The organism is Streptomyces sp. NPDC029159 (genome assembly GCF_055564055.1).
In genome coordinates this window covers 70,210-92,072 of sequence record NZ_JBVHWT010000015.1, presented here as the reverse complement: position 1 = coordinate 92,072, position 21,863 = coordinate 70,210, and the positions used below count along the sequence as shown (strand labels likewise).

Sequence of the window (21,863 nt, the reverse complement as noted above, 5' to 3'; positions counted from 1 at the left end):
TCAGGAACGCAGGCTCAGGGGGCGCAGGTCGGTCCACGCCGTATCGATGTGGGACAGGCATACGGACTTCGGGCCCGTGACGCCCACGGATTCCCAGCCGGTCGGGGCGGGGCGGTCCGCCGGCCAGACGGAGTACTGGTCCTCGTGATTGCGGACCACGGTGTACCGGCGGTCCTCATCGTCCTCAAACATGGGCAACGTGGTCCTCTCCTGTGTGAACGGTTTCCGTGCGGGGGATTCCGGTGCGGGGTGTGCCGTGGTCCGGCAGGCCGGGCCGGGCGAGGGTGAGCAGCTGGGCACGCATCCGGGTGAGCATGTCGGCGCCGTGCGGGCCGGTGAGGAAGAAATGGCCGCCGGGCAGTCGCCACGTCCGGAAGGCGCGCGCCGTGTGCCGGCCCCAGGCGACGAGTTCGGATTCCGACACCAGGGCGTCGTCCGTGCCGCCGAACGCGCTGAGGGGGATGTCCAGCGGGGGCCGTTCGCGGTACGCGTAGGTGAAGTCCAGCTCGAAGTCGGCCCGCAGGGCGGGAAGTGCCAGCCGCCGGATGTCCGGCCGGGCCAGCACCCCCGCGGGCGTGCCGCCCAACCGGTCGAGAAAGGCCAGCAGTTCGTCGTCCGGCAGATCGTGGCCGGACGCCTCCGCGCTGCCCAGGTGTGGCGCCTTGTGCGCCGCGACGATCAGCGCGGCCACCGGGGTGTCCGGCAGCTCCCGCAGCCGCGCGGCCACCTCGTACGCGATCAGGGCGCCGAGGCTGTGGCCGAAGAGGACCACGGGGCGGTCGCACTCGGCGCGCAACACCTCGGTCAGGGCGTCGGCCAGCGGTTCCATCCGGCGGAACGCGGTTTCCCGCAACCGCGCGCCGCGGCCCGGCAGCTGGACGGCGCAGATCTCCACCTCCTCGGGGAGCAGCGCCGACCACGGGTGGTACATGGACGCCGCACTGCCCGCCCCCGGCAGGCACACCAGGCGCACCCGCGCGTCGGGGCGCGGCGGGAAGCGCAGCAGCCAGGGACTCTTCACCGGTCCTCCCGGGGCTCGGCGGGGGCGGCCGTGCGCCGCACATGGGCCGCGAGGTCGCGGACGGTGGGGTGGTGGAAGATGTCGCCGACGCGCAGGGACAGTCCGGCCTCCCGCGCCCGGTGCACCAGTTGGATGCTCTTGAGGGAGTCCCCGCCGAGGGCGAAGAAGTCCTCGGTGACATCGGTCCCCGGCCGGTCGAGCACCTGGGACCAGATGCGTGCGAGCGTGCTTTCGACGTGGTCCGCGGGTGCCACGCGGACGGTCTCGGGGGCCGGTGCGGGGGCGGCGGGCGCGGGCAGGGCGGCGCGGTCGACCTTGCCGCTCGCGTTGAGCGGGAGGCGGGGCAGCACGACGGTCCGCGACGGGACCATGAACCCGGGCAGAGAGGCGCGCAGCCGGCCGTCCACCGCGGCGACGAGGGCGTCGGCGTCCGGTGCCGGCCGAGGTCCGTCGGTTTCATACGGCACGAGATACGCGGTGAGCCGTACCCCCGTGGCGCCGTCCGGGCGGGTGGCGACCACGACGGCGTCGCGGACGCCGGGGTGGGCGCGCAGCACGTTCTCGATCTCACCCGGCTCGACCCGGATACCCCGGATCTTGACCTGATGGTCGTTACGCCCCAGAAAATCCAGACCCGCGTCGCTCCGCCAGCGCACCAGATCGCCCGTACGGTACAACCGCGCACCAGGCGCCCGACTGAACGGATGCGGCACGAACCGGTCCGCCGTCAGCGCAGGCTGCCCCAGATACCCCCGAGCCAACGCCACCCCGCCCAGGTACAGCTCACCGGGCACCCCCACCGGCACCGGCCGCAACTCCGCATCCAGCACATACACCTCGGTGCCGGTCACGGGCCGCCCGATGGAGACCCGCGGATCGGGTGCCCCTCCCCCGGCGGCCTTCGGCGCGCACTCCTCCTCGGTCACCTCGATCGACGCCTCGGTGGGCCCGTACGCGTTGAACAGCCGGGCGGGCAGGCGCTCCAGACAGCGGTCGCGGGTGGCGCGGGGCAGCTCCTGGCCGCTGCAGAGCACCCGGCGCAGCGACGCACAGCGGTGCAGCCCGGGCTCTTCGAGGAAGGCGGCGAGCAGCGGCGGCACGAAATGCACGGTGGTGACCCGCTCGCGTTCGATCACCTCGACGAGGTAGGTCGGGTCCCGGTGGCCGCCCGGCGCCGCCACGACGAGCGTGGACCCCGCCGTCAGCGGCCACAGCAGTTCCCAAAGGGAGACGTCGAAGGTGACGGGCGTCTTGTGCAGGACACGGTCCGTGGCGTCCAGCCCGTGGGTGTCCTGGATGCCACGGATGCGGTTGGCCAGTCCGCGGTGCGGGACACCCACCGCCTTCGGGGCGCCGGTGGATCCGGAGGTGTGGATGACGTACGCGAGGTGGTCGGGGCCGGCCCGGCCGGGGGCCATGGGCCGGTCCGGCCACCCGCCTTCCTCCCAGGGAAAGGTGTCCACGGCCGTGACGGGCACGCCCGCGTCGGCGAGGACGGGAGCCAGCTCCTGCGTGGTGAGGATGTGGGCGGCGCCCGCCGCGCGGAGCATCCGCACCAGCCGGGCCGGCGGGTCCTCGGGCGACAGCGGCAGATACGCGCTGCCGCTCGCCATGACAGCCAGGACCGAGGTGACCAGGCCGGTACCGCGGGGCAGGCAGACCGCGACGGGGGTGTCCGCCGCGGCGCCGTGTGCGGCCAGGTGCCACGCCAACTGGCTCGTCCGGCCCGCGAGTTGCGCGTAGCTGAGCCGCTCGTCCGCGAAGACCACGGCGGTGGCCCGGGGCGTACGCCGCGCCTGCCGGTCGACGGCCTCGTGCACCGGTCCGTCCCACGGGTGTGCCTGCGCGCTCCGGTTCCCCTGACGCAGCAGCCGGTCCGTCTCCTGCTCGTCGGTGAGGGAGAACCGCGACAGCCGGGTCCGGGGGGCGTCCAGCGCGGTGCGCAGCAGGTGCTGGTACTGCCGGGCCAGGCGGCCGATCGTCTCCGCGTCGAAGAGTTCCGTGCGGTAACGGAAGCAGCAGTCCGCGCCGCCGGTGCCGTCCGCGCCGGGCGCGTGGGGCCGGATCTCCAGCCAGAGGTCCGCGAAGGTCGTCCGCGGGTTCACCGGGAAGATGTCCGTCGCCAGCCCGGCCAGTTCGGGCGCGGAGAGCGGCTGCTGGAGCGCGAACATCGCCTGGAACAGCGGGTCGTGGCTGCGTGCGCGCTCGGTGCCCAGTTCCGTGACGATCCGGTCCAGCGGTACGTCCTGCCGGGGGAAGGCGTCCAGGGCGCTGCGGCGCACCCGGCGCAGCAGCTCCTCGAACGTCACATCGCCGGACAGATCGATGCGCAGCGGCAGGGTGTTGACGAACATGCCGATCACGGGGGCGAGTTCGGGCCGGGCCCGGCCGGCGCTCGGGCTGCCGATGACCAGGTCCTCGGCGCCCGACAGGCGGGAGAGCTGGAGGGCGAACGCCGCCAGCAGCAGCATGAACGGCGTGGCCTTGTGCCGCGCCGCGACGGCCCGTACCGCCTGCCAGCTCTCGCGGCTCAGCGGCACGGTGTGCGTCGCGCCGTCGAAGCCCTGAACGGCGGGGCGGGGAAAGCTGGTGGGCAGCTCCAGCAGCGTCGGCGCCCCGTGCAACCGGTCCCGCCAGTGGGTGAGCGCGGCCCGGGCCTCGGCGCCCTCCAGTGCGCCGCGCTGCCGGGCCGCGTACTCCCCGAACTGCAGCGGCACCGGCTCCAGCGCGGGGGCGCGCCCGGCGGTGCGCGCCGCGTACAGCTCGGACAGCTCCGCGAAGAGCCGGTCCATGGACCAGCCGTCGCAGACAGTGTGGTGGCAGATGACGGCGAGCACGTGGTCCCGCTGGTCCAGGCGCACCACACGGGTCCGCAGGAGGGGGCCCGTGGCGAGGTCGAAGGCCCGCTCGGTCTCCGTCTCGATGAGCGTCCGGGCCCGCTCGTCACGGTCTTCCGGCGGCTGCCGCGTCAGGTCGGTGACCGGGAGGGCGAGCGGGCGGCGGGGCGTCACATGCTGCCGGGGCTCTCCTTCCCCGTCGGGCCGGAAGACCGTGCGCAGCACCTCGTGCCGGTCCACGACGCGGTTCAGGGACCAGTGCAGCGCCTCGGTGTCCAGGGACCCGCGCAGCCGGAGGGCGGCCACCAGGTTGTAGGCGCCGTTACCCGAGTCGAGCTGGTCGAGGAACCACAGGCGCCGCTGGGCGAAGGACGCCGGGTGGGACGGGTACGTGTCCGCCGCGCCGGTGGGCTCGGTCCCGGGAGCGGTCGGGTGCGTCATGCGAGGCTCCCTTCGACGACGCGGGCCAGGCCGCTGACCGTCGGGTGGTCGAATACGTCGTCGAGCGAGAGCGCCGCGCCGAACCGCGCCTCGACGAGGGAGAGCAGCTCGACGGCGGCGAGGGAGTCCCCGCCGTGTTCGAAGAAGTCCGGATCGCTGACGTCCTCGGGCGTGCCGAGCACCTGCCGGAAGAGCGCGAGCAGGGCCTGCCCGACCGGCTCGGGCGCGTCCGGCCCCGGCCGTTCCGTCTCCACCGGGGCCGGGGCGGCGGCCGTTTCCGGGACGCGGGCCGTCTCGGGTACGGGCGCGGGCCGCACCAGATGGGTCCGCCGCTCGAAGGGGTAGGTGGGCAGCGGCACCCGGCTTCGGTCCGCTCCGGTGTGCAGGCGGTCCCAGTCGATCGTCGCGCCGCCGCGCCACGCCCGGCCCACGGCGTCGAGCAGCGCGGCGCGGGCGTCGGCCGGTTGCGGTGGTGTCCGCTCCGGAAGCTCCGTCCAGAAGCCCGGGTCGGCCGCCTCGACCGGGCTCACCGGTGCGCCGGTGACGGCATGGGTCCAGGACCTCTCGGGGGTGCGCCAGGCGGCCGCCCGGACCGCCTCCCGCAGCGGCTCCGCGCCCAGCGCCGCCGAGCCGGCGATCCGCAGCGCGTCGGCGAGCGGCAGCGCCCCGGCGACGCCCGCGGCCACCAGGGCGCCCGGCCCCTGCCCCGTGACGGACGCGGGAGCCACCCCCCAGTCCATGAGCGTGCGGGTCAGCGCGTAGGCGACGGTGAAGCGCGCCACTCGCTCCGGCTCCGGACCGGCCGTCACCGCCGCGTCCGCTGTCAGCAGCTGCCGCACCTCCCGGCCGAGCGGCGCGGCCAGCGCCCGGCAGCAGGCGTCGGCCGCGTCCCGGAAGGCCGGGAAGGACGCGTACAGCCCGCGGACGGAGCCGGTTTCCCACGCGTCCGCTCCCGCGCACGCGAGGACGGCCGGTGTCCCGCCCGGCTCGCCCTCCGGGTGTGCTGCGCCGTCGTCCGCCGCCGGTGCCGCGAGCGCCGCGAGGGCCTGGGCGCGGTCGGCGCAGACCAGGTGGCGGCGGTGGCCGAACGCATGCCGGCCCAGCTGGAGGGTCCGGGCGACGGCGTCCAGCGGCAGTTCCGGGTGCCGGCGCAGATGCTCGGCCAGCCGCCCGGCCATCGTGTCCAGGGCGGTGGGCGTCCGGGCCGAGAGGACCAGGAGCTGCTCGGCGGGGGCGGGCTGCAGCGCGGCCGGTACGGCGTCAGGCGCCTCCTCCAGCACCACGTGCGCGTTGGTGCCGCCGATCCCGAAGGAGCTGACGCCGGCCCGCCGCGGCAGCCTGCTGGTCTCCCACTTGCGGGTGCGGGTGGTGACGCCGAAGGGCGTGGCCCCGAAGTCGATCCGCGGGTTCGGGCCGGTGAAGTGCAAGGTGGCCGGGAGGGTGCGGTCCTCCAGTGCCAGGACGGTCTTGATGAGGCCCGCGACTCCGGCGGCGGTGTCGGTGTGCCCGATGTTCGTCTTGACCGAGCCCAGGGCCACGGGCCCTTCGGCGCCGGTGTCCCGCGCGGTGCGGTCGCCGGTGCCGGCCGCGCCGAACACCTGGGCCAGCGCGGTCACTTCGATGGGGTCGCCGACCGGCGTCCCCGTGCCGTGTGCCTCGATGTAGGAGATGTCGTCCGGGAACACCCCGGCCGCGAGCTGCGCCCGGCGGATGACCTCCGCCTGGCCTCGTACGCCGGGGGCCGTGTAGCCGGCGCGGTCGTGGCCGTCGTTGTTCACGGCCGAGCCGCGGATCACCGCGTGGATGTGGTCGCCGTCCTCGATCGCGTCCCGCAGCCGGCGCAGGACGACGACCCCGGCGCCGTCGCCGGCCACGATGCCCCGCGCGTCCTCGGAGAATGTCCGGCAGCGCCCGTCCGGTGACATGGTCCCGCCTTCCCGGTGCCAGTAGCCGGACCGGGGGGCCCGCAGCGTGACGCCGCCCGCCAGTGCCGTGTCGCACTCACCGGCCAGCAGCGCCAGGCCCGCCGTGTGCACCGCGACCAACGAGGTCGAGCACGCGGTCATGACCGCCACGCTCGGTCCGGTCAGGCCAAGGGCGTACGACACCCGGGTGCACAGGTGCTCGGGGTCGTTGGCGAGGCTGAGGGTGAGGTCGTCCACGCCCGGGAAGCGGTCGGTCCGGCCCCGAATCACCGAGGCGTAACCGTTGCGTCCGGCTCCCGCGTACAGCCCGGTCGTGCCCGGGACCGCGAGCGGGTCGTATCCCGCCCGCTCCAGCGCTTCCCAGGCGCATTCCAGGAAGATCCGGTGCTGCGGGTTGAGCAGGTCGGCGTCGCGTTCCGAGACGCCGAAGAAGTCGGCGTCGAAGCCACCGAGGTCCGCGACGGCACCGTGCTCGCGGACATAGCGCGGATCGGAGCAGCGCTCCGGGTCCTCGCCCCACTCCCGCAGTTCGTCCACGGTCAGGGTCCGTACGCCGTCGACGCCGGTCACCACGTTGTGCCAGAACTCTTCCGGGGTCACGGCTCCGGGGTAGCGGCAGGCCATGCCGACGACGGCGATACGGGTGTCGTCCGCATCGTCGCCGTACGTGGCGCCTTCCGCCTCGGTGTGCTCGTTGAAGTGCTCGGCGGTCACTGTCGTTCAGCCCTTCCGTGAGAGGTCCGCGCCCGCATCGCCGTCAGCCGGGCCGCGCCGCGTCGACGGCGCTCGACGCCGCCGTCCCCGTCGCCGGTACGGCCCGCGGGCCGGTCCTCGGCCGTGCTGCCCGGGGCGCCGGACAGTTGCCGGGCGAGGGTGGCGATGGTCGGGTACGCGTAGAGGTCGGCGATCCGCACCGGGGTGCCCAGTTCGGCGGTGAGCCGGTCGCGGACCGACGCCAGCAGCAGCGAATGGCCGCCCGCGTCGAAGAAGTTGTCGTCCGTCCCGAAGGACTCGTGGCCGAGCGCCCCCGCCCATACGTCGCTGATCAGCTGCTCCAGTGGTGTCCTGGCGCGCCGGTGGGCGCTGGCGGGCGGCGGGGAGAGTTCCCGGGCGCCCTCGGCGAGCGCCGTGTGGTCGACCTTGCCGTTGGCGGTGAGCCGCACCGAGGGCAGGAGGAGGTAGCGGCGTGGGTGCATATGGCGGGGCAGGTGCCGGGTCATGTGGTCGTGGAGCGCGGCGAGGTCGGGGGCTCCGGACGCGTCGGCGGGCACCAGATAGGCGGTGAGTTCGGGCTCCGCGGTGCCGTCCGGACTCAGGGCCGCCACGATGGCGTCGCGGACGCCGGGGTGGGCGCGCAGCACGTTCTCGATCTCACCCGGCTCGACCCGGATACCCCGGATCTTGACCTGATGGTCGTTACGCCCCAGAAAATCCAGACCCGCGTCGCTCCGCCAGCGCACCAGATCGCCCGTACGGTACAACCGCGCACCAGGCGCCCGACTGAACGGATGCGGCACGAACCGGTCCGCCGTCAGCGCAGGCTGCCCCAGATACCCCCGCGCCAGCCCCTCCCCGCCCAGGTACAGCTCACCGGGCACCCCCACCGGCACCGGCCGCAACTCCGCATCCAGCACATACACCTCGGTGCCGGTCACGGGCCGCCCGATGCCGGGCAGGGTGTCCCGTTCGCCGCCATCGGCCGGGACCGTGCCCGAGGTGGCGACCACGGTGTTCTCCGTGGGGCCGTAGTTGTTGACCAGCCGGAAGGGCAGCGGGTGCCGGCCCGTTCCGTGCAGCCGGTCGCCGCCGGTCAGCACGGACCGCAGGGCCGATGCGGCGGGCCAGGGCTCCCGGAGCATGCGCTCCAGGAGAGGCGTGGGCAGGAAGGCGCTGGTGATCCGCCGTTCGGTGAGCCAGGAGCGCAGCTCGGGTGGCGACAGGACGGTCTCGGCCGCGGGCACTTCCACGGTGGCGCCGGCGGTCAGGGCCGACCAGGTCTCCCAGACGGACGCGTCGAATCCGGGGGCGGCGATGAGGGTGCCGCGGTCGCCCGGTCCGATGCCGAACTCCGCGCGGTGCCAGGCCACCAGGTTCGCCAGCGCGCGGTGTTCGACCAGCACGCCCTTGGGGCGTCCCGTCGATCCGGAGGTGTACATCACGTAGGCGAGATCACCGGGACCGGCGGGCGGGCCGTCCGGTGCGTCCGCCTCGTCCCGCAGGGAGTTGAGCGTCTCCACCCGCCCGTACTCCAGGCCCGCGCGGTGCTCCGGGCCGGTCAGCGCCAGCAGCGGACGTGCCTCGGCGAGGAGGGCGGTCAGCCGGGGCGCGGGATGTGCGGGGTCGAGCGACAGATAGGCCGCGCCGCTCTTGAGGACGCCGAGCTGCGCGGTGACCAGGTCCGCGCCGCGCGGCAGGCAGGTCGCCACGAGGGTTCCCGGTCCCGCGCCCGCCGCGCGTAGCCCGGCCGCGATCCGGTCGGCCGCGCGGTCCAGTTCGGCATAGGTCAAGGTGCCCTCGTCGCTGCGTACCGCCACGGCGTCCGGTTGGGCCCGCGCCTGCCGCTCGACGAGCTGGTCGACCCGCTCCCGCACGGATCCCCGTGCCGCCCGCTCCGGGGCTCCGGCCCAGTCGGTGAGCAGCATCCGCTCCTCCTCGGACCCGAGTACGGGCAGCTGCGACACCGGGGTGTCCGGGTCGTCGAGGGCCGCGGACAGGAGGCGGAGGTAGCGGTCGCCGATCAGCTCGGCGCTGCGGCCGTCGAAGACGTCCGTCTGGTAGCCCACCCATGCCTCGGTGCGCTGCCGGTTGCCCGCCAGATGCAGCGCCAGTTCGTACTTGGCCGTCCGCGTCGGGATCGGCAGCGGCGACGCGTCGAGACCGGGGAGGGCGGTGCCTTCGGTGGGCAGGTCCTCGTAGGTGACCACCGTCTGGAACAGCGGGTGGCGGGCGGTCGAGCGGTCCGGCTGCACCTCCTCGACCAACAGCTGGAAGGGCAGGTCCTGGTATTCGTGCCCGGCGAGGATGGTGTCGCGCACCTGGTGCAGGAGCGCGCCGAAGGTGGTGTCCGCGGTGCAGCGGATGCGCACCGGCATCATGTTGACGAACAGCCCGACGGTGCCCTCGACCTCCATCTCCGTACGGCCACTGACCGGTACGCCGATGACCAGGTCGGGCGCGCAGGTCATCCGGGAGAGCAGGGCCGCATAACCGCTGAGCAGGGTGATGAAGCGGGTGACGCGGTGGCGGACGGCGACGGCGTCGACGCGTTCCGCCAGTTCGGGCGGGACGGGGAAGACGCGGCTGTCCCCCGCGAAGCTCGGTGCCGCGGGGTGCGGCCGGTCGGTCGGCAGGGCCAGTTCGAGCGGTGCGCCGGCAAGTTCGGCGCGCCAGTGGTCCAGTGCCTCGTGGCGGCGGGGCCCCGCCAGGAGCCGTCGCTCGGCGGCGACGCAGTCGCGGTAGGAGCGCGCCGGTGCGGCCGACGGGTCGTCGTCGCCGGCCATCATGGCCGCGTACAGGGCGGCCAGTTCGCGGTCGATGATGCCCATGGACCAGCCGTCGACGGCGATGTGGTGGAAGGTGAGGACCAGCGCATGGTCGTCCCGGGCCAGACGGATCAGTTCCGCGCGCAGCACCGGGCCGTGCGCCAGGTCGAACGGCGCCAGGGCGGCGCGGGTCACCGCCTCGTCCAGCGCCACGTCCCGCTCGGCCGTGGGCAGCGCGCTCAGATCGGTCAGCGACAGCGGCACGCTCGCCTCGGCGGCGATCCGCAGCACCGGCGCACCGGCCACGGTCGGGAAGGAGGCGCGCAGCGCGTCGTGCCGCGCCACCAGCCGGTCGAGGGCCCGCCGCAGGGCGTCGCTGTCCAGCGCGCCGCGCAGCCGGGTGGCCCTGGGCACGTTGTACTCATTGCCGTCGGGCCGCAACTGCCACAGAAACCACAGTCGTTGCTGGGCCGAGGAGAGGGCCGTGTCCGCACCCATGCCCGTGCTCACGCCTGCGCACTTCCCTCGTGTCCGCGACACCGCAGGACGAACTCCGTGAGCTGCTCGACGGTGGGCCGCTCGAAGAACTCGCCCATCGGGACCTCGACGTGCAGCGACCGCTCGATACGGGAGATGATCTGCGAAGCGGTCAGCGAATGACCGCCCAGTTCGAAGAAGTTGTCGCGGTCGCCCAGCTTCTCGACGCGCAGCACCTGTCTCCAGATCTCACCGATCGTGCGCCGCACGTCCTCGCCCGAGATCTGATCCGCTGGCCCGGACTTGGAAACCATGGCCACAAGCCCCCTTCCGGCTGTGAAGGATGCGACGGTTTCCCGCCGTGATGCGTGAAACCTCTGTCCGCCCCACAAGATGTAAGCCGCACCGGCCAGTTCCCACCCTCACGCCCAAAGGGGAAATGCCCACTGCACTGTCGGGCAGCGGCACGCTCGGCGCCCGCGGTGTCGTCTGGATGAGTGTGCTGCGCACGCTCGACCCCGGCACGATGGGCGGGGACACCGGCGGGCCGGTCTTCCTCGGGCTGATGCTGGTCGTGACGATCGGCGGGATCTTCATCGTCAGCGCCCTGATCGGTGTGCTGACGACATCGCCGTACGGCTGATCGTCCAGTCGCACCGGCAGTCCGGCCTGTCGACCGTCTTCAACGAGCTGCTCAGCTTCGAGGGCAACGAGATCTACCCGTATGCGCCGGGCCCCCTGGCGGGCGGCACCTACGGCGAGGCACTCAACGGATTCGAGCTGGGCGTCCCCGTCGGACTGCGCCGGGAGAACGGCGAGGTGCAGGTCAACCCACCGATGGAGACGGTGATTTCGGCCGAGGACAGGATCCTGGTGGTCGCGGAGGACGATCTGCTGATCCGGCGGGCGCAGACCCCGCCGGGCATAAGGGGTGCCCGGTGAAGTCCTCGACCCGATGGACGTCGGCGGGCCGGAGCGTACGGTGTGCGCCGACAACGCCGAGGCCCTCGTCGAACGGCACGAAGCGGTCCGCGGCCTCGACCGCTATGTCACCCCGTACATGGCGGCGGCGCCTCAGCGCATCGGAAGCAGGCAGCAGGACGAGTCCGGGCAGGTCACGCACCGCACGTACGAGGCTGAGCAGTCCCAAGGCGTCCTGCAGCAGCGCGGGGAGGACGGCCGCAGCCCTGGCGTCCAGCCGGTGGCCGCCCGGTACGCCTCGGTGAGCAGGGCGGTCAGCCAGCTCCGGTAGCTGCGCTGGTCGTGGTTTTCTCCGGGGAAGTTCTCCAGGTCGTGCGCGCTGTTGCCGGTGACGTACTTGGCGCGTGCGGTGCGGCCGGTGCGGTCGCGCCCAACGCCCCGTGCCGCGTGCCAGGGCCAGGAGTGGGGGTCGTTTGGTGCGGCCGGAATTCCGTTCTACTGTCTCGCCTCGTCACCGGGAAGGAGCCCCGCTCCATCCCCCACTGACCTGTGCTGACCAGCGCGCCTTTGCGTCTCATATGCGGCCCGGACGGCACGTCCGTTCAAAGGCATTCCACGGCTCCCGCACGTGCCTGAGCACCGGCCGCGTCTCGGATGACGGGCCGCCCGATTGCGGACTGGGTCCTCGCCCGTACGATGCCGGAACTTCGTCCCGCCCGTATCTCCTCGGGAAGGTCATCGCGGAAATGCCCGTATTCAGACGCCGCAGAGGCAGTAACCCCCGCTTGCTACCCGAACTCGACGACACCGCCCTGGGGCAGGTGCGGCGGCGCGTCGAGTCGTGCTGGGACCGCGGTTCCCTCGACACGCCTGTCATGGCCTTGATGGCGGACGTCCTGGACGACGCCGGTGAGGACTGGGACCGCAAGGCGCACCGCCTGAGGGTGCTCGCGGGAGCCGCGGGGCGGGCTCTGCCCGGCATCTGGCGGGAACGCGCCCCGGGCAACCAGTCCGCTGTGCTGCTGCATGCCTGGTCGGATCTGTTCCAGGCCGGGCAGGAGGGTTCCACGATCGACCTCGACGCGACCCGGGGGTCCTGCCGGCTCGCCGCCGAACTGCTGCCCGCCGACCCCACGCCCTGGACGGTGTACCTGGCGACGCTGCGCCTGGAGCGCCGCCCGTCCACCGAACTGTCGGCGGTCTGGCGTGAGATCAAGGCCCGTGACCCGTGGAACCGGGAGGCCCACCTCCAGGCCCTGGGGTACCTCTCACCCGAGGAGTGCGGCTCCAGCGGCCAGGTGCTGGACCTGCTCGACAGCGTCCGCGACATGCCGCCCAACGCCCCCGCGGCCGGCCTGGAGCTCACCGCGCTCGTCCGCAACCACCAGCGTGCCATGGCTTCCGGAGGCGTGATCGCCCTCGGCGCCGGGGAGTTCTGGCGCCGCCATGACGCCGTCGCCGTGCTCGACCGTGCGGCCCACTACTGGCCGAGCCCCGGATTCCTCCACCACGCGCAGGCGCTCGCCGATCTGAACCTGCTGGCCTACGCGCTGATCAAGGCCGCGCGGCCGAGCGATGCCGCGACCGTGCTGCGCGCCACCGGCGGCGTGGCGACGCCCTGGCCGTGGAGCGCGGAGGGCGAACCGCTGGCGGGCTTCTCGCGCCACTACGCCCGCGCCCGCGAGACCGCCTGACGCGCCGGCCACCTCCCCGCCGAGCAGGCAACGCAGAGGGCGAGGAAGCGGCCCCGGCTGTGCCTCCGCGGGGTTGTGTTTCCGCGGCGGCCCCACCACGGCCGGCTCGCTGCAACTTCACCCCCTTGCACTCAGATATCCACTTCATAACCGGAACGAGTGGAATAGTCGACTCATTCCGATGGCTCCCGAATACCCCGTTCTCTCCTCGGGGAGGCTTTCCACGGAAGAGCGTTGGGAGACCTCCATGCGTGACAGCGTCAGCACCGGCCGCGGCCGCATGCTGGTGCTCCTGGCGCTGTTGGCCTTGCTGTTCACCGCGCTGACCAGCGCCTACTCCGATGCAGCGCCGCCCGCGGCCGCGAAGTACTCCGCCGCCGAAACGTTCGCCGCCACTGGCCTGGCGGACCAGACCTGCGGCCCCAAGGCCGACGTGTGGGGACAGGCGGAGGGCGGCACGCGCCACCCCGGCAACGGCTTCCGGCGGCTGTGCCACGCCACGGCCTGCCATCTGCGGCCGCAGGCTCCTACGGGGCCGAGCGGCACGGCGGTGCGGGAAACGCCCGTGACGGTGTCCGCCACAGCTGGACTCGCCGCTCCCTGGGCCGTTCTGCCGACCGTTGACGCCGGAACGCCCGCCCGCGTAACCGTTCTGCGCTGCTGAGCGGACCCGGCCGCGCCCCACACCCCTATCCCACCCCGCCCTCCTCGTGGCGGGGCCCAAGGGGTGCCCGCGGCCTGCCGCTTCCGCATCAACGACCTCAGCACCGCAGGAGTTCCGGCATGCCCGCAGACATCTTCGCCGCCATCGGCGCGCTTGTACGCGCCGAGGGTGCCCGCAACCCCACCCGCCCAGAGTTCCCTCCCTCAACTCCCGCCCAGCCCCAGAACGACGGTCGTCCAGCTCCACGGAATGGGTCCGGCACGTCCGTGCCCCAGCAGGGCGCACCGCCGTCCTCACCCTCGCCCTCAACCGCCCCTCCCGCTCCCACTCCCGTTCCCAACTCCGCTGCATCGCTTCGAGTTGGCGGGCTTCGTGGCCGCTGGCCGCTGCGCGCATGCCTGCAGTTGCGGGTCCTCCTCTGCGCGGCCGGACGATGGCGCCGTCGCGCCGGCTCCACCGAAGGCGAGCCCGCTCGCGATGCCTGAAGGGCTTCCGGTGCGGCCGGTTGAAGCACGGGACACCCTCAGACGCTGACCTGTGCGGTCACCAACACGGCAGGCGCCGGGGCCGTACGCTCAGGCCCGGCTTCGACCGCGACGGCCTTCCTGCGGGCGGGTTCCGCCTGCGGCGCGCGGTTCGCTTCCGGCGCCGCCTCGCACGGAGACGGCAGGGATTTACGGCGTAAAGATCAGGTCGTGGGCGTCCGCGGCGGCACCACCGGTCGGTCGATTCGACCGAGCGAACACCCCACCGCCTCTCGGGCGCCCCGGCCGGACAGTAACCGCCACTGAACTCTCAGCCACCCCACGCAGTCCGATATGCCCCGAATTCGCGCTGGAATGTGAGGGCAGACACGGGACCCCCGTCACACCGGAAGCCCGGTAGTAGCAGACACCTGTACCACGAGCACCCGACACGCCCCCGCCCGTCGTCTCCTGCTATCTGCGGTCGTAGGTCACATGTTTGCGCCGGGCAGCAGCCCTCTCGCAACGTGGTGGACGTACCGGGGAGCCGAGCGCCGGACCGGGCGGACGACGACTCCGCCTGTGCCTGACCCCGGCCCCACGACGCGACAGCCGCGTCGAGCACGCACCACAGCGTGCGTGCCGCCGACCCCCTGTCGGCCTCCCCACGAGATGTCCCCCGAATGGAGAGGTACACCATGACTGCCACCACCACCCGCTTCCGCAAGTACACGATCGCCGGCCTCGCCACCGCCGGCGCCGCCGCAGCCGCCGCCACACTGGCCCCGACCCCGGCCCACGCCGCCCCGGCCCCCACCCACACCCCCGCCGCCGTCTCCGCCGCCACCGTGGCGCGCCAGGCCGACAAGGCCGACGCGAAGGACGCGGGGTCCCAGCAGGTCGCCAAGCTGGTCGAACAGGGCAAGAAGGAGCACGGTGACAACCTCGACGGTTGGATTCGCACCGCGCTCGACGTCATGGACGCCAAGCACATCCCCGGCTCCTACGACGGCGTCAAGAAGAACATCATCCGCGAGTCCGGCGGCAACCCCCAGGCCCAGAACAACTGGGACGTCAACGCCCAGAACGGCATCCCGTCCAAGGGCCTGCTGCAGGTGATCCAGCCGACCTTCGACACGTACCACGTCGAGGGCACCAAGGACTCGCTCACCGACCCGGTGGCCAACATCGTCGCGGCCTCCAACTACGCCGCCGACCGCTACGGCTCGATGGACAACGTCAACTCCGCCTACTGATCCCCCGATCGTCCCGGCGGAGCACACACAGCCCGCCTGGGCCCTGGGGACAGCCGCTCCCCTGGAGTGGCGGGGCTCAGGACACCGGTGAGGCCGGACAGGACACACCTCCTGCCCGGCCTCGCCGCTCCCCACCCGGCGCCGCCCCCCCGGCGCTCACGTAGCCGAGGTCCAGGTGTCCGAGCGGGGACAGGCCGTGCACGGTCGAGACGGCTTGTCGAAGCCGCTGGACATCCCCGAGCTCGACGTCGGCCGCGCCTTCGTCAGCCGGCGATGAAGTCCTCACCGTGTTCTCAAGCTCGGCGAAGGTTTCTCTACGGGCTGGTCTCAAGGACGGCCAGCAGGGAGACGCAGGTCGCGGCGTAGTCGCGAAGCTCCACGATGAGGTCGAAGAAACGCGCCCTGGTCACGAGCGCCAGCGACTCACCCCCTGCGACGAGTGCTCACCGACGGCAGCAGCGCCCCCGCGCCCGAATCGCCGCCTGCCTGGTCCTCCTCTTCGCTCAACCGGTAAGCCGAATCGTCTGCCTGACCAACGTCCTCCGCGACGACGCCCACCTCCTGCTGCGGTTCGGCGACGCTTCTGCCGGGCTACATCACTGCCCTGCCCGGCAGAACAGCCGCAGTCAACGCGAAGTGCCGCTGGCTCTTTCCCGGCCGCCGGGCGACCCAGCCGATGCACCTGGGTGCTCTGCGGGACGGACTAAGCCCACTCGGCGTTCCCCTCCAGCGAGCCCGGACCTCATCGATCCGCCACCTCGTCCTCCAAGCCCCAGCCCCGTCATCGCCGAGGCACTCGGCTACCACGACAAGACCACCACTCGCCTGGTCACCGAAGCTGGAGGAACCTGGGGCCGCTACGCCCCCGGCGACCACTCTCGGGACCGGGTCGGCGCGGGGTGAAGAGCCGCCGGCGCGGCGGTCGGCGGGCGAGATGCGCCCCTTTTGCCGGCCCGGGAACCGCGTCCCGGGGTGGCGCCGGACGTGCCCCTGAAGGCAACCATCCAGCCCACGGTTCAGCTCTCCGCCAGCGCACCCCCTTCCCTGTCCTTCGCTGGGCGCGGCAGCCGCGGGACGGGCCAGATCGGGTTCCACCGCCAGGCCGACCACGCGGCGGCATCGGCGAACGGGCCGGAGCGCTCAGTGAGCATGGCGAGGGCCTGGTCACGAGCTGCTGCCACGGCCCGGTGCTCGGTGTCAGTGACGATGCCGAGCCGCCGCACGTGCGCGTACTCGTCTTCGTCCTTCCAGCGCCAGCCGGTCAGGTCGGGGTCGATGACCAGGTCCACGGTGAGGTCGAAGGTGGTGAAGCCGTCGCCGGTTCGGATGGCGGGGCGTTCGAAGTTCACGTACCAGTTCCGCAGCCCGGCGCTCGTGTAGAAGGCGTTGACGCTGAACCATGCCGCCGACGGCTTCCACAGCAACAGCTCGGTCTCCTGCCACATCGCGTCCGCGAGCTCCCACCCGCCGGTCGCCATCGCGTCGAACGCCTCCGTGCGCACCGATCGGTCGCCGTCGGCGCGGGCCTTTACGTAGAGGGCGGGCCAGCGGGTCTCAGCTCCCGGCGGGCAGGCCGCCACCAGGGCCTCGCCGGTGTCGGCGACGATGCGCAGCGCATGCTCGCTCCACACCTGACCGGAGCGGTGCACGTCGCGTCGTACGACTGTCTCCCCCACCTTGAAGCTCCCCATCAAGCCCTCCTCAGCGACGCCCCGCCCCGGACGCCCGGCGGGATGGGCACCACCTCAGCGCGGCCTGCCTGGGTGTGCAAGGCGCTGTACGGGTGGCTTGCACAGGCGGGCTTGCCTGACATCCGGTGGAGACAGGCCCCGTTGGCGGCGAACCCCCGTCGGCGCTGTCGGAGGGGCGTGCTCTCTCCCCAGCTCGAAGAGCCGGGTACCGCGGACGGCTGCTTCAGGACAGGGCCGCGAGTTCAGCCCACGCCGTCGGCAGCAGCGCTGACGGAGCGGCGGAGCTGACTCCCTCCACGAGGACGGGCCGCACTGTGCACCAGCCGGGAGGCGGCCGGTGCCCGCGAGTGCATCGACTTGTGCACGGGCCTCGGCAGCACGGGCGTCGAAGGAGTGCGGGAGGTCGTGAACGCTCCGCGGCAGGGGCAGTGGCCCGTCGGGTTTGACGAGGAGGCCCGTAGGGTTCTGCCTCGTGCAGCAGCTTGAGATTTCCGATCTGATCACGGCGGTGGATCCGCACAGTGGTCACCGGCTCCCGGTCCGGCGCGCCGAGGTGATCCAGCAGCTCCGTGAGAACGGAGATGGGCGCGCGGCCCGCATCGTCGCCGGGCTGCCCGCGGACCGGGACGGCGTACTCGACCCGCACGCAGTGGACCGCCTGCTCATCGGCGTGCACACCGAGCTTCAGCGCCTGAGCGAGGAACTGCGGATCGTCGAACGCCTGGTCCACCTCCTCGGCCCGCTCTTCACCGCGATCCGGGAGTCCACCGGGCAGCCCGGGCCGTACCGCTTGGTCGACGTCGGTTGCGGCCTGGGCTACCTGGTCCGACGGCTGGCGGCCACTCACGCCCTCGGTACGGACGTCGAGCTGGTCGGGGTCGACCTCGACGCCTCGCTGATCGGCGAGGCGGACCGCCTGGCCCGGGCAGAAGGGCTCGCCTGCCATTTCGTCCACGGAAACGCCTTCGACCTGCCGGAGGCCGCGAGCGTCTACGTCTCCACCGGGTTGCTGCACCATTTCCGTGGTCCCGCCCTGACCGAGTTCTTCCGGGCCCAGGCCGCCTCACCGGCGCATGCCTTCTGCCACTTCGACATCGCCGCAACCCGTCTCGCGCCCATGGGCGCCTGGGTCTTCCACCGTGCGCGGATGCGCAACCCGCTCGGCCGCCACGACGGCGTCGTCTCCGCGCGGCGCGCGCACAGCGACGAGACGTTGCTGCGCGCCGCCGCAGTACCCGGCATCCGCGCGCTGCTGTACGAGCCGCGCGGTGCGGCGAACCCGTTCTGCACCACGCTGCGCCCGATCATCGGAGTGCGCCCGCACCTGGAGGCGCCGCTTCGCCGCGCCCTCGGGCGGGACGCACGCCGCTTGGCCGGCCCGGAGCACCTCGCAGGAACCGCCCGATGACGCCCGCCGTACCACTTCTCCTCCTCGGGCTGGTCGACGCGGCGTTCAGCGGCTTCCGCGCCTATGCCGGCAGCGACGCCCGCATCCGCAAACACCAGGCCACCGCCCGGGCCGCCCTGCGCGGGCTGGCCGTCGGGACCGTCCTGCTGCTCGCCCCCATGCTGACCGCCGCCTTCCTGCTGCTGACCGCGCGTGACCGGGCCCGGGCCTACGACGCGCTGACCGCCGGCGGCCACGGCTACCTGCTCCCGCTCACCGCCTACGCCCTCGCCGTACTGCTCTCGCTCGCCGCCTACTTCGCCCTGCCGTTCCGCGCCGGCACCCTCGCGATGGTCATCGGCCTCGGTCCGCTGACCCTGCTGCGCCCGCTCGCCGTTGCCGCCGCCTGCCTCGGCGCGCTCCTCAACGGCGGCGGATCCGCTCTGCTCGTCGGTGTGGTCGCGGGGGCCGCCGTGCTGTGCGTCGAACCCGCGGTGCACCGACGCTGGTACCACCGCGTGCGGTAGACGACTCGGGCGGCCTCGTGCAATTGCCGCCCAGGGCATGTCTGTTCATTCGGCCGTCTGGTCAGCGGTCCACCCAGTCCGGCGTCCACACGTCGTGCGGGGTGCGCGGGCCTGTGGTGCGCAGATGGTCGCGTAGTGCGGTCAGCACGGGGTGCTGGTCTCCGCTGCGGAACAGCAGCATGTGCGGGTAGACCGGGGTCGGGTCGTGCAACGGGATGCGCCGCAGGTCGTGGGTCCGGGGCCACAGGTAACGGTCGCCGCTGCCGACGAGGGTGGCCAGCGAGGCCGAGTCGGCCAGTGCGTCCATCAGGGCCTCGTCACCGAAGTGGGGGCCGAGCGCGTCGATGCTCAGGCCGAAGGTCTCGGACAGCGCCTGGTAGAACGCCGCCCACTCCGTGCCCGGTCTGATCCCGGGGATCCAGATGCGATGGCCGGCCAGGTCCGCAGGAGTGGCCCGGGGCGCGTCAGCCAGTGGGTGGCCGGGGCCGACCAGGAGCTCCAGGGGTGCGTCCAGGAGTCGTTCGGTGCTGATCCCGGCCGGGACCTGGTCTGCCGGCAGGGCACGGAAGGATGCGTCGACGGTCCCTTCGAGCACCGCCTGCGCGGCCTGGGCGGCGTTCTCCTCGCTCAGCGTGATCGCGTCCAGGTCCGTCTCGGGGTGGGAGCGGTAGAACCGGTAGACGGCCTGGGCCGGGGAGATGCGCCGATTGAGGACATCGACGCGCAAGGGACGGCTGCCGGGGCGCACGGCCTGCTCGGCCTGGTCGATGGCCGCCAGGACCTTCTTGGCGTGCGGCAGGAAGACCTGCCCGTCCACGCTCAGCCGGGAGCCTCGGGAGGTCCGCACCAGCAGCGTGACCTCGATGCGCCTCTCCAGGGCCGCGATCCGTTTGGAGACCGCCTGCTGGCTGATCCCCAACTCGTCGGCCGCAGCCTGGAACTGGCCGGTCCCGGCGACGGCCACGAACGTCCGCAGCGCTTCAACATCCACGTCCCCCACCCTACTTCCACAACCATTGGTTGTGTCTGGTGTGGTGCAGGTTGTTTGATCGAGTGTTCTGCGCGGTGGTGGGATCAACGCATGTCTACCCGCACAGAGCAGGTCATGTATGTCCGGACGCCTGAGTTCGCGCGCCATGCGGAGCGGATCGTGGAGGTGACCGATGCGACGTCTCGACTGAACGTGCTTCCGTTCAGCGACAGCGAAGGGCGCGCGGAACTACTTTCTGTTGTGTTCGGTGGCCCGCTGCCGGAATCGGTGACGATCTACCCGCCGTTCTTCACCGAGTACGGGCTGAACACCACGTTCGGGGAGAACGTCTTCGTCAACCAGGGATGCACCTTCATGGACAAGGGAGGCATCCGTATCGGCAACGGCGTCATGATCGCCCCGAAGGTCAGCCTCATCACCGGAGGCCATCCGCTGCCCCTGGCCGAGCGCCGCGAGTACCTCTCCTTCGCCCCGCTCGTCATCGAGGACGACGTCTGGATCGGGACGGCTGCCGTGATCACGCAGGGGGTGACCATCGGTGCCGGTGCAGTGGTCGCCGCCGGTGCGGTGGTCACTCGTGATGTCCCGGCCGGCACCGTGGTCGCGGGAGTGCCCGCCCGGGTGATCAAGAAGATCGACTGAGCCCGGCCGGGCTGCCGGCCGGGTGCGCAGCGCCTCTGCGGTCTGATTCTGATGCCTCGTCACCAGACGGGCGCGCCCGTCGAGTTCGGCGGCGCACCGCCCGCCCCCCCCCCCCCCCCGCGGCCCGGCAGTGGCGCAGGTCTCCGCGCAGCGAGCGGACGGCCTCGGTGCCCCGGATCGGCTCCGGGGCACCGAGGGAGAAGGCGAGGTGACTCTCGACGCGGCCACCTGCGCTATCGGTGGCGACCGCCCTCTGCGCCCGGCGGTGACGCTCGGTTCCGGCGAAGTGTGGCGCGGCGGGGCGGAGGCCGTGCGTCACGTCTCCGTGACGGCTTCCAGCGGGCTCAGGGCGGCTGCCCGGCGGGCCGGGACGGCTACCGCGACCGCGCCGAAGAAGCGCCTGCACCAGGGCATTCACCACGGCATCGGCGCCATGTACCGGACCGGGATCAGGTGACGTTCTTCTCCAGTGCGGTCAGGTAGCTGTGCATGAAGTGATCGCGGATTCCGTCGCTGGCCGGCGCGAACGGGTCGGCGGTCAGGCCGGCCGCGTGGTCGAGCAGTCCGCCGACCAACGGCATCGCGTCACGGACCGTGCCCCGGGAGTCGATGTAGCGCAGCGCGTCGACGTGCGCGAAGGGGGGTGCGGGCGGCAGCTGAGGGACGACGTCGTTGTTGTTCACGAAGCGGTACATCCGGTCCTTGAAGCCCTTGTTGTATGCCTTGGCCAGGGTGGCGTCGCAGGTGCGGGGCTGGCCGTAGGTGTATACGCCGTCGGCCGCCAGCCGCGGGTCCTCCAGGTACATGCGGGCGCCTGCGAGCATGGCGAGGGCCCCGCCCAGGCTGTGTCCGGTGAACCATACGGTCTGGTTGTTGGTGCGCAGTTCGGCATGGGTGTTCTTCACGTCGGGCCAGATGGACTCCAGGGCCTCGCCGAACCCGTCGTGGACGTATCCGGTGCCGCCCGGCCCCCGCCGGGGCGGAGCCGTGGCGTCGGAGAGCCAGTCCCGGATCTCCTTCGGTTCGGTGCCGCGGAACGCGGTGACGATCACGTCGTCGTCGGCCATGGTGTATGCCTGCGTGTCCTCCAGCGGGAACGGAGGGGTGAACCGCGTTTCATGGTGCCGTACGGTGCCGAACCCCCACTGTCCCGCCTGCGCGTCGATGGTGGCCTCGTCCTTGTACGCCAGGTCCGAAGCCAGCGCGAGCCAGTAGGCGCGCTTGAGGCTGTAGTCGGTGGAACGGCGATCGATCGTCACGGGGACAGCCACAGCAGAGCTCCTCGCCCGGGTTCCGGGAATCGGCTTGACCGGCCCGTCGGTCATGCAGGCCGCCCTTCCTGTCATACGCCTCCGGCGCCGACCTTTCCGGACCCAACACCCGTCCCCCACCCACACGGTCCAGCGCGGGACGCCGAAGACACCGCCGCTCAGCCACTGGTCA

General features: G+C 72.5%; 19 protein-coding genes and 1 pseudogene. 10 read left to right on the top strand and 10 right to left on the bottom strand.

All coding sequences use genetic code 11. From position 1 onward, the window contains the following. The 6 genes from ACZ4U4_RS25410 to ACZ4U4_RS25385 are packed head-to-tail and all read right to left on the bottom strand — an operon-like array spanning position 1 to position 10,497. The gene (locus ACZ4U4_RS25410; RefSeq protein ID WP_467878535.1) at positions 1-192 is read right to left on the bottom strand and encodes an MbtH family protein; all 192 of its coding nucleotides are present in this window, start codon (positions 190-192) and stop codon (positions 1-3) included. Beyond that, positions 185-1,021, bottom strand: a complete 837-nt coding sequence (locus ACZ4U4_RS25405; protein WP_467878533.1) for a thioesterase II family protein — start codon at positions 1,019-1,021, stop codon at positions 185-187. Before ACZ4U4_RS25405 ends, ACZ4U4_RS25410 begins: the two co-directional genes overlap by 8 nt. Further along, positions 1,018-4,299, bottom strand: a complete 3,282-nt coding sequence (locus ACZ4U4_RS25400) for an amino acid adenylation domain-containing protein (protein WP_467878530.1) — start codon at positions 4,297-4,299, stop codon at positions 1,018-1,020. The genes ACZ4U4_RS25405 and ACZ4U4_RS25400 overlap by 4 nt, the downstream gene beginning before the upstream one ends. Beyond that, complete coding sequence (locus ACZ4U4_RS25395; protein ID WP_467878527.1) at positions 4,296-6,938, bottom strand: type I polyketide synthase; 2,643 nt, start codon at positions 6,936-6,938, stop codon at positions 4,296-4,298. The genes ACZ4U4_RS25400 and ACZ4U4_RS25395 overlap by 4 nt, the downstream gene beginning before the upstream one ends. Next, positions 6,935-10,216 (bottom strand): non-ribosomal peptide synthetase, encoded by a 3,282-nt coding sequence (locus tag ACZ4U4_RS25390; RefSeq protein ID WP_467878525.1) that lies wholly within the window; start codon positions 10,214-10,216, stop codon positions 6,935-6,937. The genes ACZ4U4_RS25395 and ACZ4U4_RS25390 overlap by 4 nt, the downstream gene beginning before the upstream one ends. Further along, on the bottom strand, positions 10,213-10,497 hold the full coding sequence (locus ACZ4U4_RS25385) for a phosphopantetheine-binding protein (RefSeq protein WP_467878523.1): 285 nt from the start codon (positions 10,495-10,497) through the stop codon (positions 10,213-10,215). The genes ACZ4U4_RS25390 and ACZ4U4_RS25385 overlap by 4 nt, the downstream gene beginning before the upstream one ends. A gap of 125 nt (positions 10,498-10,622) precedes the next feature. On the opposite strand from ACZ4U4_RS25385, the gene ACZ4U4_RS25380 reads away from it, so the two are divergent. The 3 genes from ACZ4U4_RS25380 to ACZ4U4_RS25370 are packed head-to-tail and all read left to right on the top strand — an operon-like array spanning position 10,623 to position 11,435. Further along, positions 10,623-10,826 carry a hypothetical protein gene (locus tag ACZ4U4_RS25380; RefSeq protein WP_467878520.1) on the top strand — a complete coding sequence of 68 codons (204 nt, stop codon included), beginning with the start codon at positions 10,623-10,625 and terminating at the stop codon, positions 10,824-10,826. Then, positions 10,811-11,125, top strand: coding sequence for a CASTOR/POLLUX-related putative ion channel (locus ACZ4U4_RS25375; protein WP_467878778.1), 315 nt, complete (start codon positions 10,811-10,813; stop codon positions 11,123-11,125). Before ACZ4U4_RS25380 ends, ACZ4U4_RS25375 begins: the two co-directional genes overlap by 16 nt. Next, positions 11,115-11,435 carry a hypothetical protein gene (locus tag ACZ4U4_RS25370; RefSeq protein WP_467878517.1) on the top strand — a complete coding sequence of 107 codons (321 nt, stop codon included), beginning with the start codon at positions 11,115-11,117 and terminating at the stop codon, positions 11,433-11,435. Before ACZ4U4_RS25375 ends, ACZ4U4_RS25370 begins: the two co-directional genes overlap by 11 nt. On the opposite strand, the pseudogene ACZ4U4_RS25365 reads toward ACZ4U4_RS25370, so the two are convergent. Continuing rightward, positions 11,384-11,533: pseudogene (locus tag ACZ4U4_RS25365) on the bottom strand (site-specific DNA-methyltransferase); the annotation flags it as partial. The gene ACZ4U4_RS25370 and the pseudogene ACZ4U4_RS25365 sit on opposite strands and share 52 nt — an antisense overlap. A gap of 356 nt (positions 11,534-11,889) precedes the next feature. On the opposite strand from ACZ4U4_RS25365, the gene ACZ4U4_RS25360 reads away from it, so the two are divergent. The 3 genes from ACZ4U4_RS25360 to ACZ4U4_RS25350 all read left to right on the top strand — a co-directional run bounded on the left by ACZ4U4_RS25360 (position 11,890) and on the right by ACZ4U4_RS25350 (position 15,182). Continuing rightward, positions 11,890-12,798 carry a hypothetical protein gene (locus ACZ4U4_RS25360; protein WP_467878514.1) on the top strand — a complete coding sequence of 303 codons (909 nt, stop codon included), beginning with the start codon at positions 11,890-11,892 and terminating at the stop codon, positions 12,796-12,798. A gap of 247 nt (positions 12,799-13,045) precedes the next feature. Then, positions 13,046-13,462, top strand: a complete 417-nt coding sequence (locus ACZ4U4_RS25355; protein ID WP_467878512.1) for a hypothetical protein — start codon at positions 13,046-13,048, stop codon at positions 13,460-13,462. A gap of 1,162 nt (positions 13,463-14,624) precedes the next feature. Continuing rightward, on the top strand, positions 14,625-15,182 hold the full coding sequence (locus ACZ4U4_RS25350) for a transglycosylase SLT domain-containing protein (protein WP_467878510.1): 558 nt from the start codon (positions 14,625-14,627) through the stop codon (positions 15,180-15,182). A 1,016-nt stretch (positions 15,183-16,198) separates the two neighbouring features. Here ACZ4U4_RS25350 and ACZ4U4_RS25345 read toward each other — a convergent pair. Then, the gene (locus tag ACZ4U4_RS25345; protein ID WP_467878507.1) at positions 16,199-16,873 is read right to left on the bottom strand and encodes a ribonuclease FAU-1 family protein; all 675 of its coding nucleotides are present in this window, start codon (positions 16,871-16,873) and stop codon (positions 16,199-16,201) included. Between the two features lie 472 nt (positions 16,874-17,345). On the opposite strand from ACZ4U4_RS25345, the gene ACZ4U4_RS25340 reads away from it, so the two are divergent. Both ACZ4U4_RS25340 and ACZ4U4_RS25335 read left to right on the top strand, forming a co-directional pair. Continuing rightward, positions 17,346-18,281, top strand: a complete 936-nt coding sequence (locus tag ACZ4U4_RS25340) for a class I SAM-dependent methyltransferase (RefSeq protein WP_467878505.1) — start codon at positions 17,346-17,348, stop codon at positions 18,279-18,281. Then, positions 18,278-18,787: a hypothetical protein gene (locus tag ACZ4U4_RS25335; protein ID WP_467878502.1), complete on the top strand. Its 510-nt coding sequence runs from the start codon at positions 18,278-18,280 to the stop codon at positions 18,785-18,787. Before ACZ4U4_RS25340 ends, ACZ4U4_RS25335 begins: the two co-directional genes overlap by 4 nt. A 61-nt stretch (positions 18,788-18,848) precedes the next feature. Here ACZ4U4_RS25335 and ACZ4U4_RS25330 read toward each other — a convergent pair whose 3' ends face one another. Further along, on the bottom strand, positions 18,849-19,778 hold the full coding sequence (locus ACZ4U4_RS25330) for a LysR family transcriptional regulator (RefSeq protein ID WP_467878499.1): 930 nt from the start codon (positions 19,776-19,778) through the stop codon (positions 18,849-18,851). 114 nt (positions 19,779-19,892) lie between these two features. Between ACZ4U4_RS25330 and ACZ4U4_RS25325 the strand changes: the two genes are divergently transcribed. Together ACZ4U4_RS25325 and ACZ4U4_RS25320 are read left to right on the top strand one after the other, a co-directional pair. Next, on the top strand, positions 19,893-20,420 hold the full coding sequence (locus ACZ4U4_RS25325) for a sugar O-acetyltransferase (RefSeq protein WP_467878775.1): 528 nt from the start codon (positions 19,893-19,895) through the stop codon (positions 20,418-20,420). Positions 20,421-20,628: 208 nt separating this feature from the next. Beyond that, on the top strand, positions 20,629-20,877 hold the full coding sequence (locus ACZ4U4_RS25320; RefSeq protein ID WP_467878497.1) for a hypothetical protein: 249 nt from the start codon (positions 20,629-20,631) through the stop codon (positions 20,875-20,877). Here the strand turns inward: ACZ4U4_RS25320 and ACZ4U4_RS25315 are convergent. After that, entirely contained in the window at positions 20,870-21,691 is an 822-nt protein-coding gene (locus ACZ4U4_RS25315; RefSeq protein WP_467878494.1) for a lipase family protein, read from the bottom strand. The genes ACZ4U4_RS25320 and ACZ4U4_RS25315 overlap by 8 nt on opposite strands. Between the last annotated feature and the right edge of the window lie 172 nt (positions 21,692-21,863).

Bases quoted from the DNA above. Each gene is read 5' to 3' on its own strand.
- ACZ4U4_RS25400 (WP_467878530.1), bottom strand. From the start codon at position 4,299: ATGACGCACCCGACCGCTCCCGGGACCGAGCCCACCGGCGCGGCGGAC.
- ACZ4U4_RS25325 (WP_467878775.1), top strand. From the start codon at position 19,893: ATGTATGTCCGGACGCCTGAGTTCGCGCGCCATGCGGAGCGGATCGTG.
- ACZ4U4_RS25385 (WP_467878523.1), bottom strand. From the start codon at position 10,497: ATGGTTTCCAAGTCCGGGCCAGCGGATCAGATCTCGGGCGAGGACGTG.
- ACZ4U4_RS25355 (WP_467878512.1), top strand. From the start codon at position 13,046: ATGCGTGACAGCGTCAGCACCGGCCGCGGCCGCATGCTGGTGCTCCTG.
- ACZ4U4_RS25380 (WP_467878520.1), top strand. From the start codon at position 10,623: ATGCCCACTGCACTGTCGGGCAGCGGCACGCTCGGCGCCCGCGGTGTC.
- ACZ4U4_RS25345 (WP_467878507.1), bottom strand. From the start codon at position 16,873: ATGGGGAGCTTCAAGGTGGGGGAGACAGTCGTACGACGCGACGTGCAC.
- ACZ4U4_RS25350 (WP_467878510.1), top strand. From the start codon at position 14,625: ATGACTGCCACCACCACCCGCTTCCGCAAGTACACGATCGCCGGCCTC.
- ACZ4U4_RS25335 (WP_467878502.1), top strand. From the start codon at position 18,278: ATGACGCCCGCCGTACCACTTCTCCTCCTCGGGCTGGTCGACGCGGCG.
- ACZ4U4_RS25410 (WP_467878535.1), bottom strand. From the start codon at position 192: ATGTTTGAGGACGATGAGGACCGCCGGTACACCGTGGTCCGCAATCAC.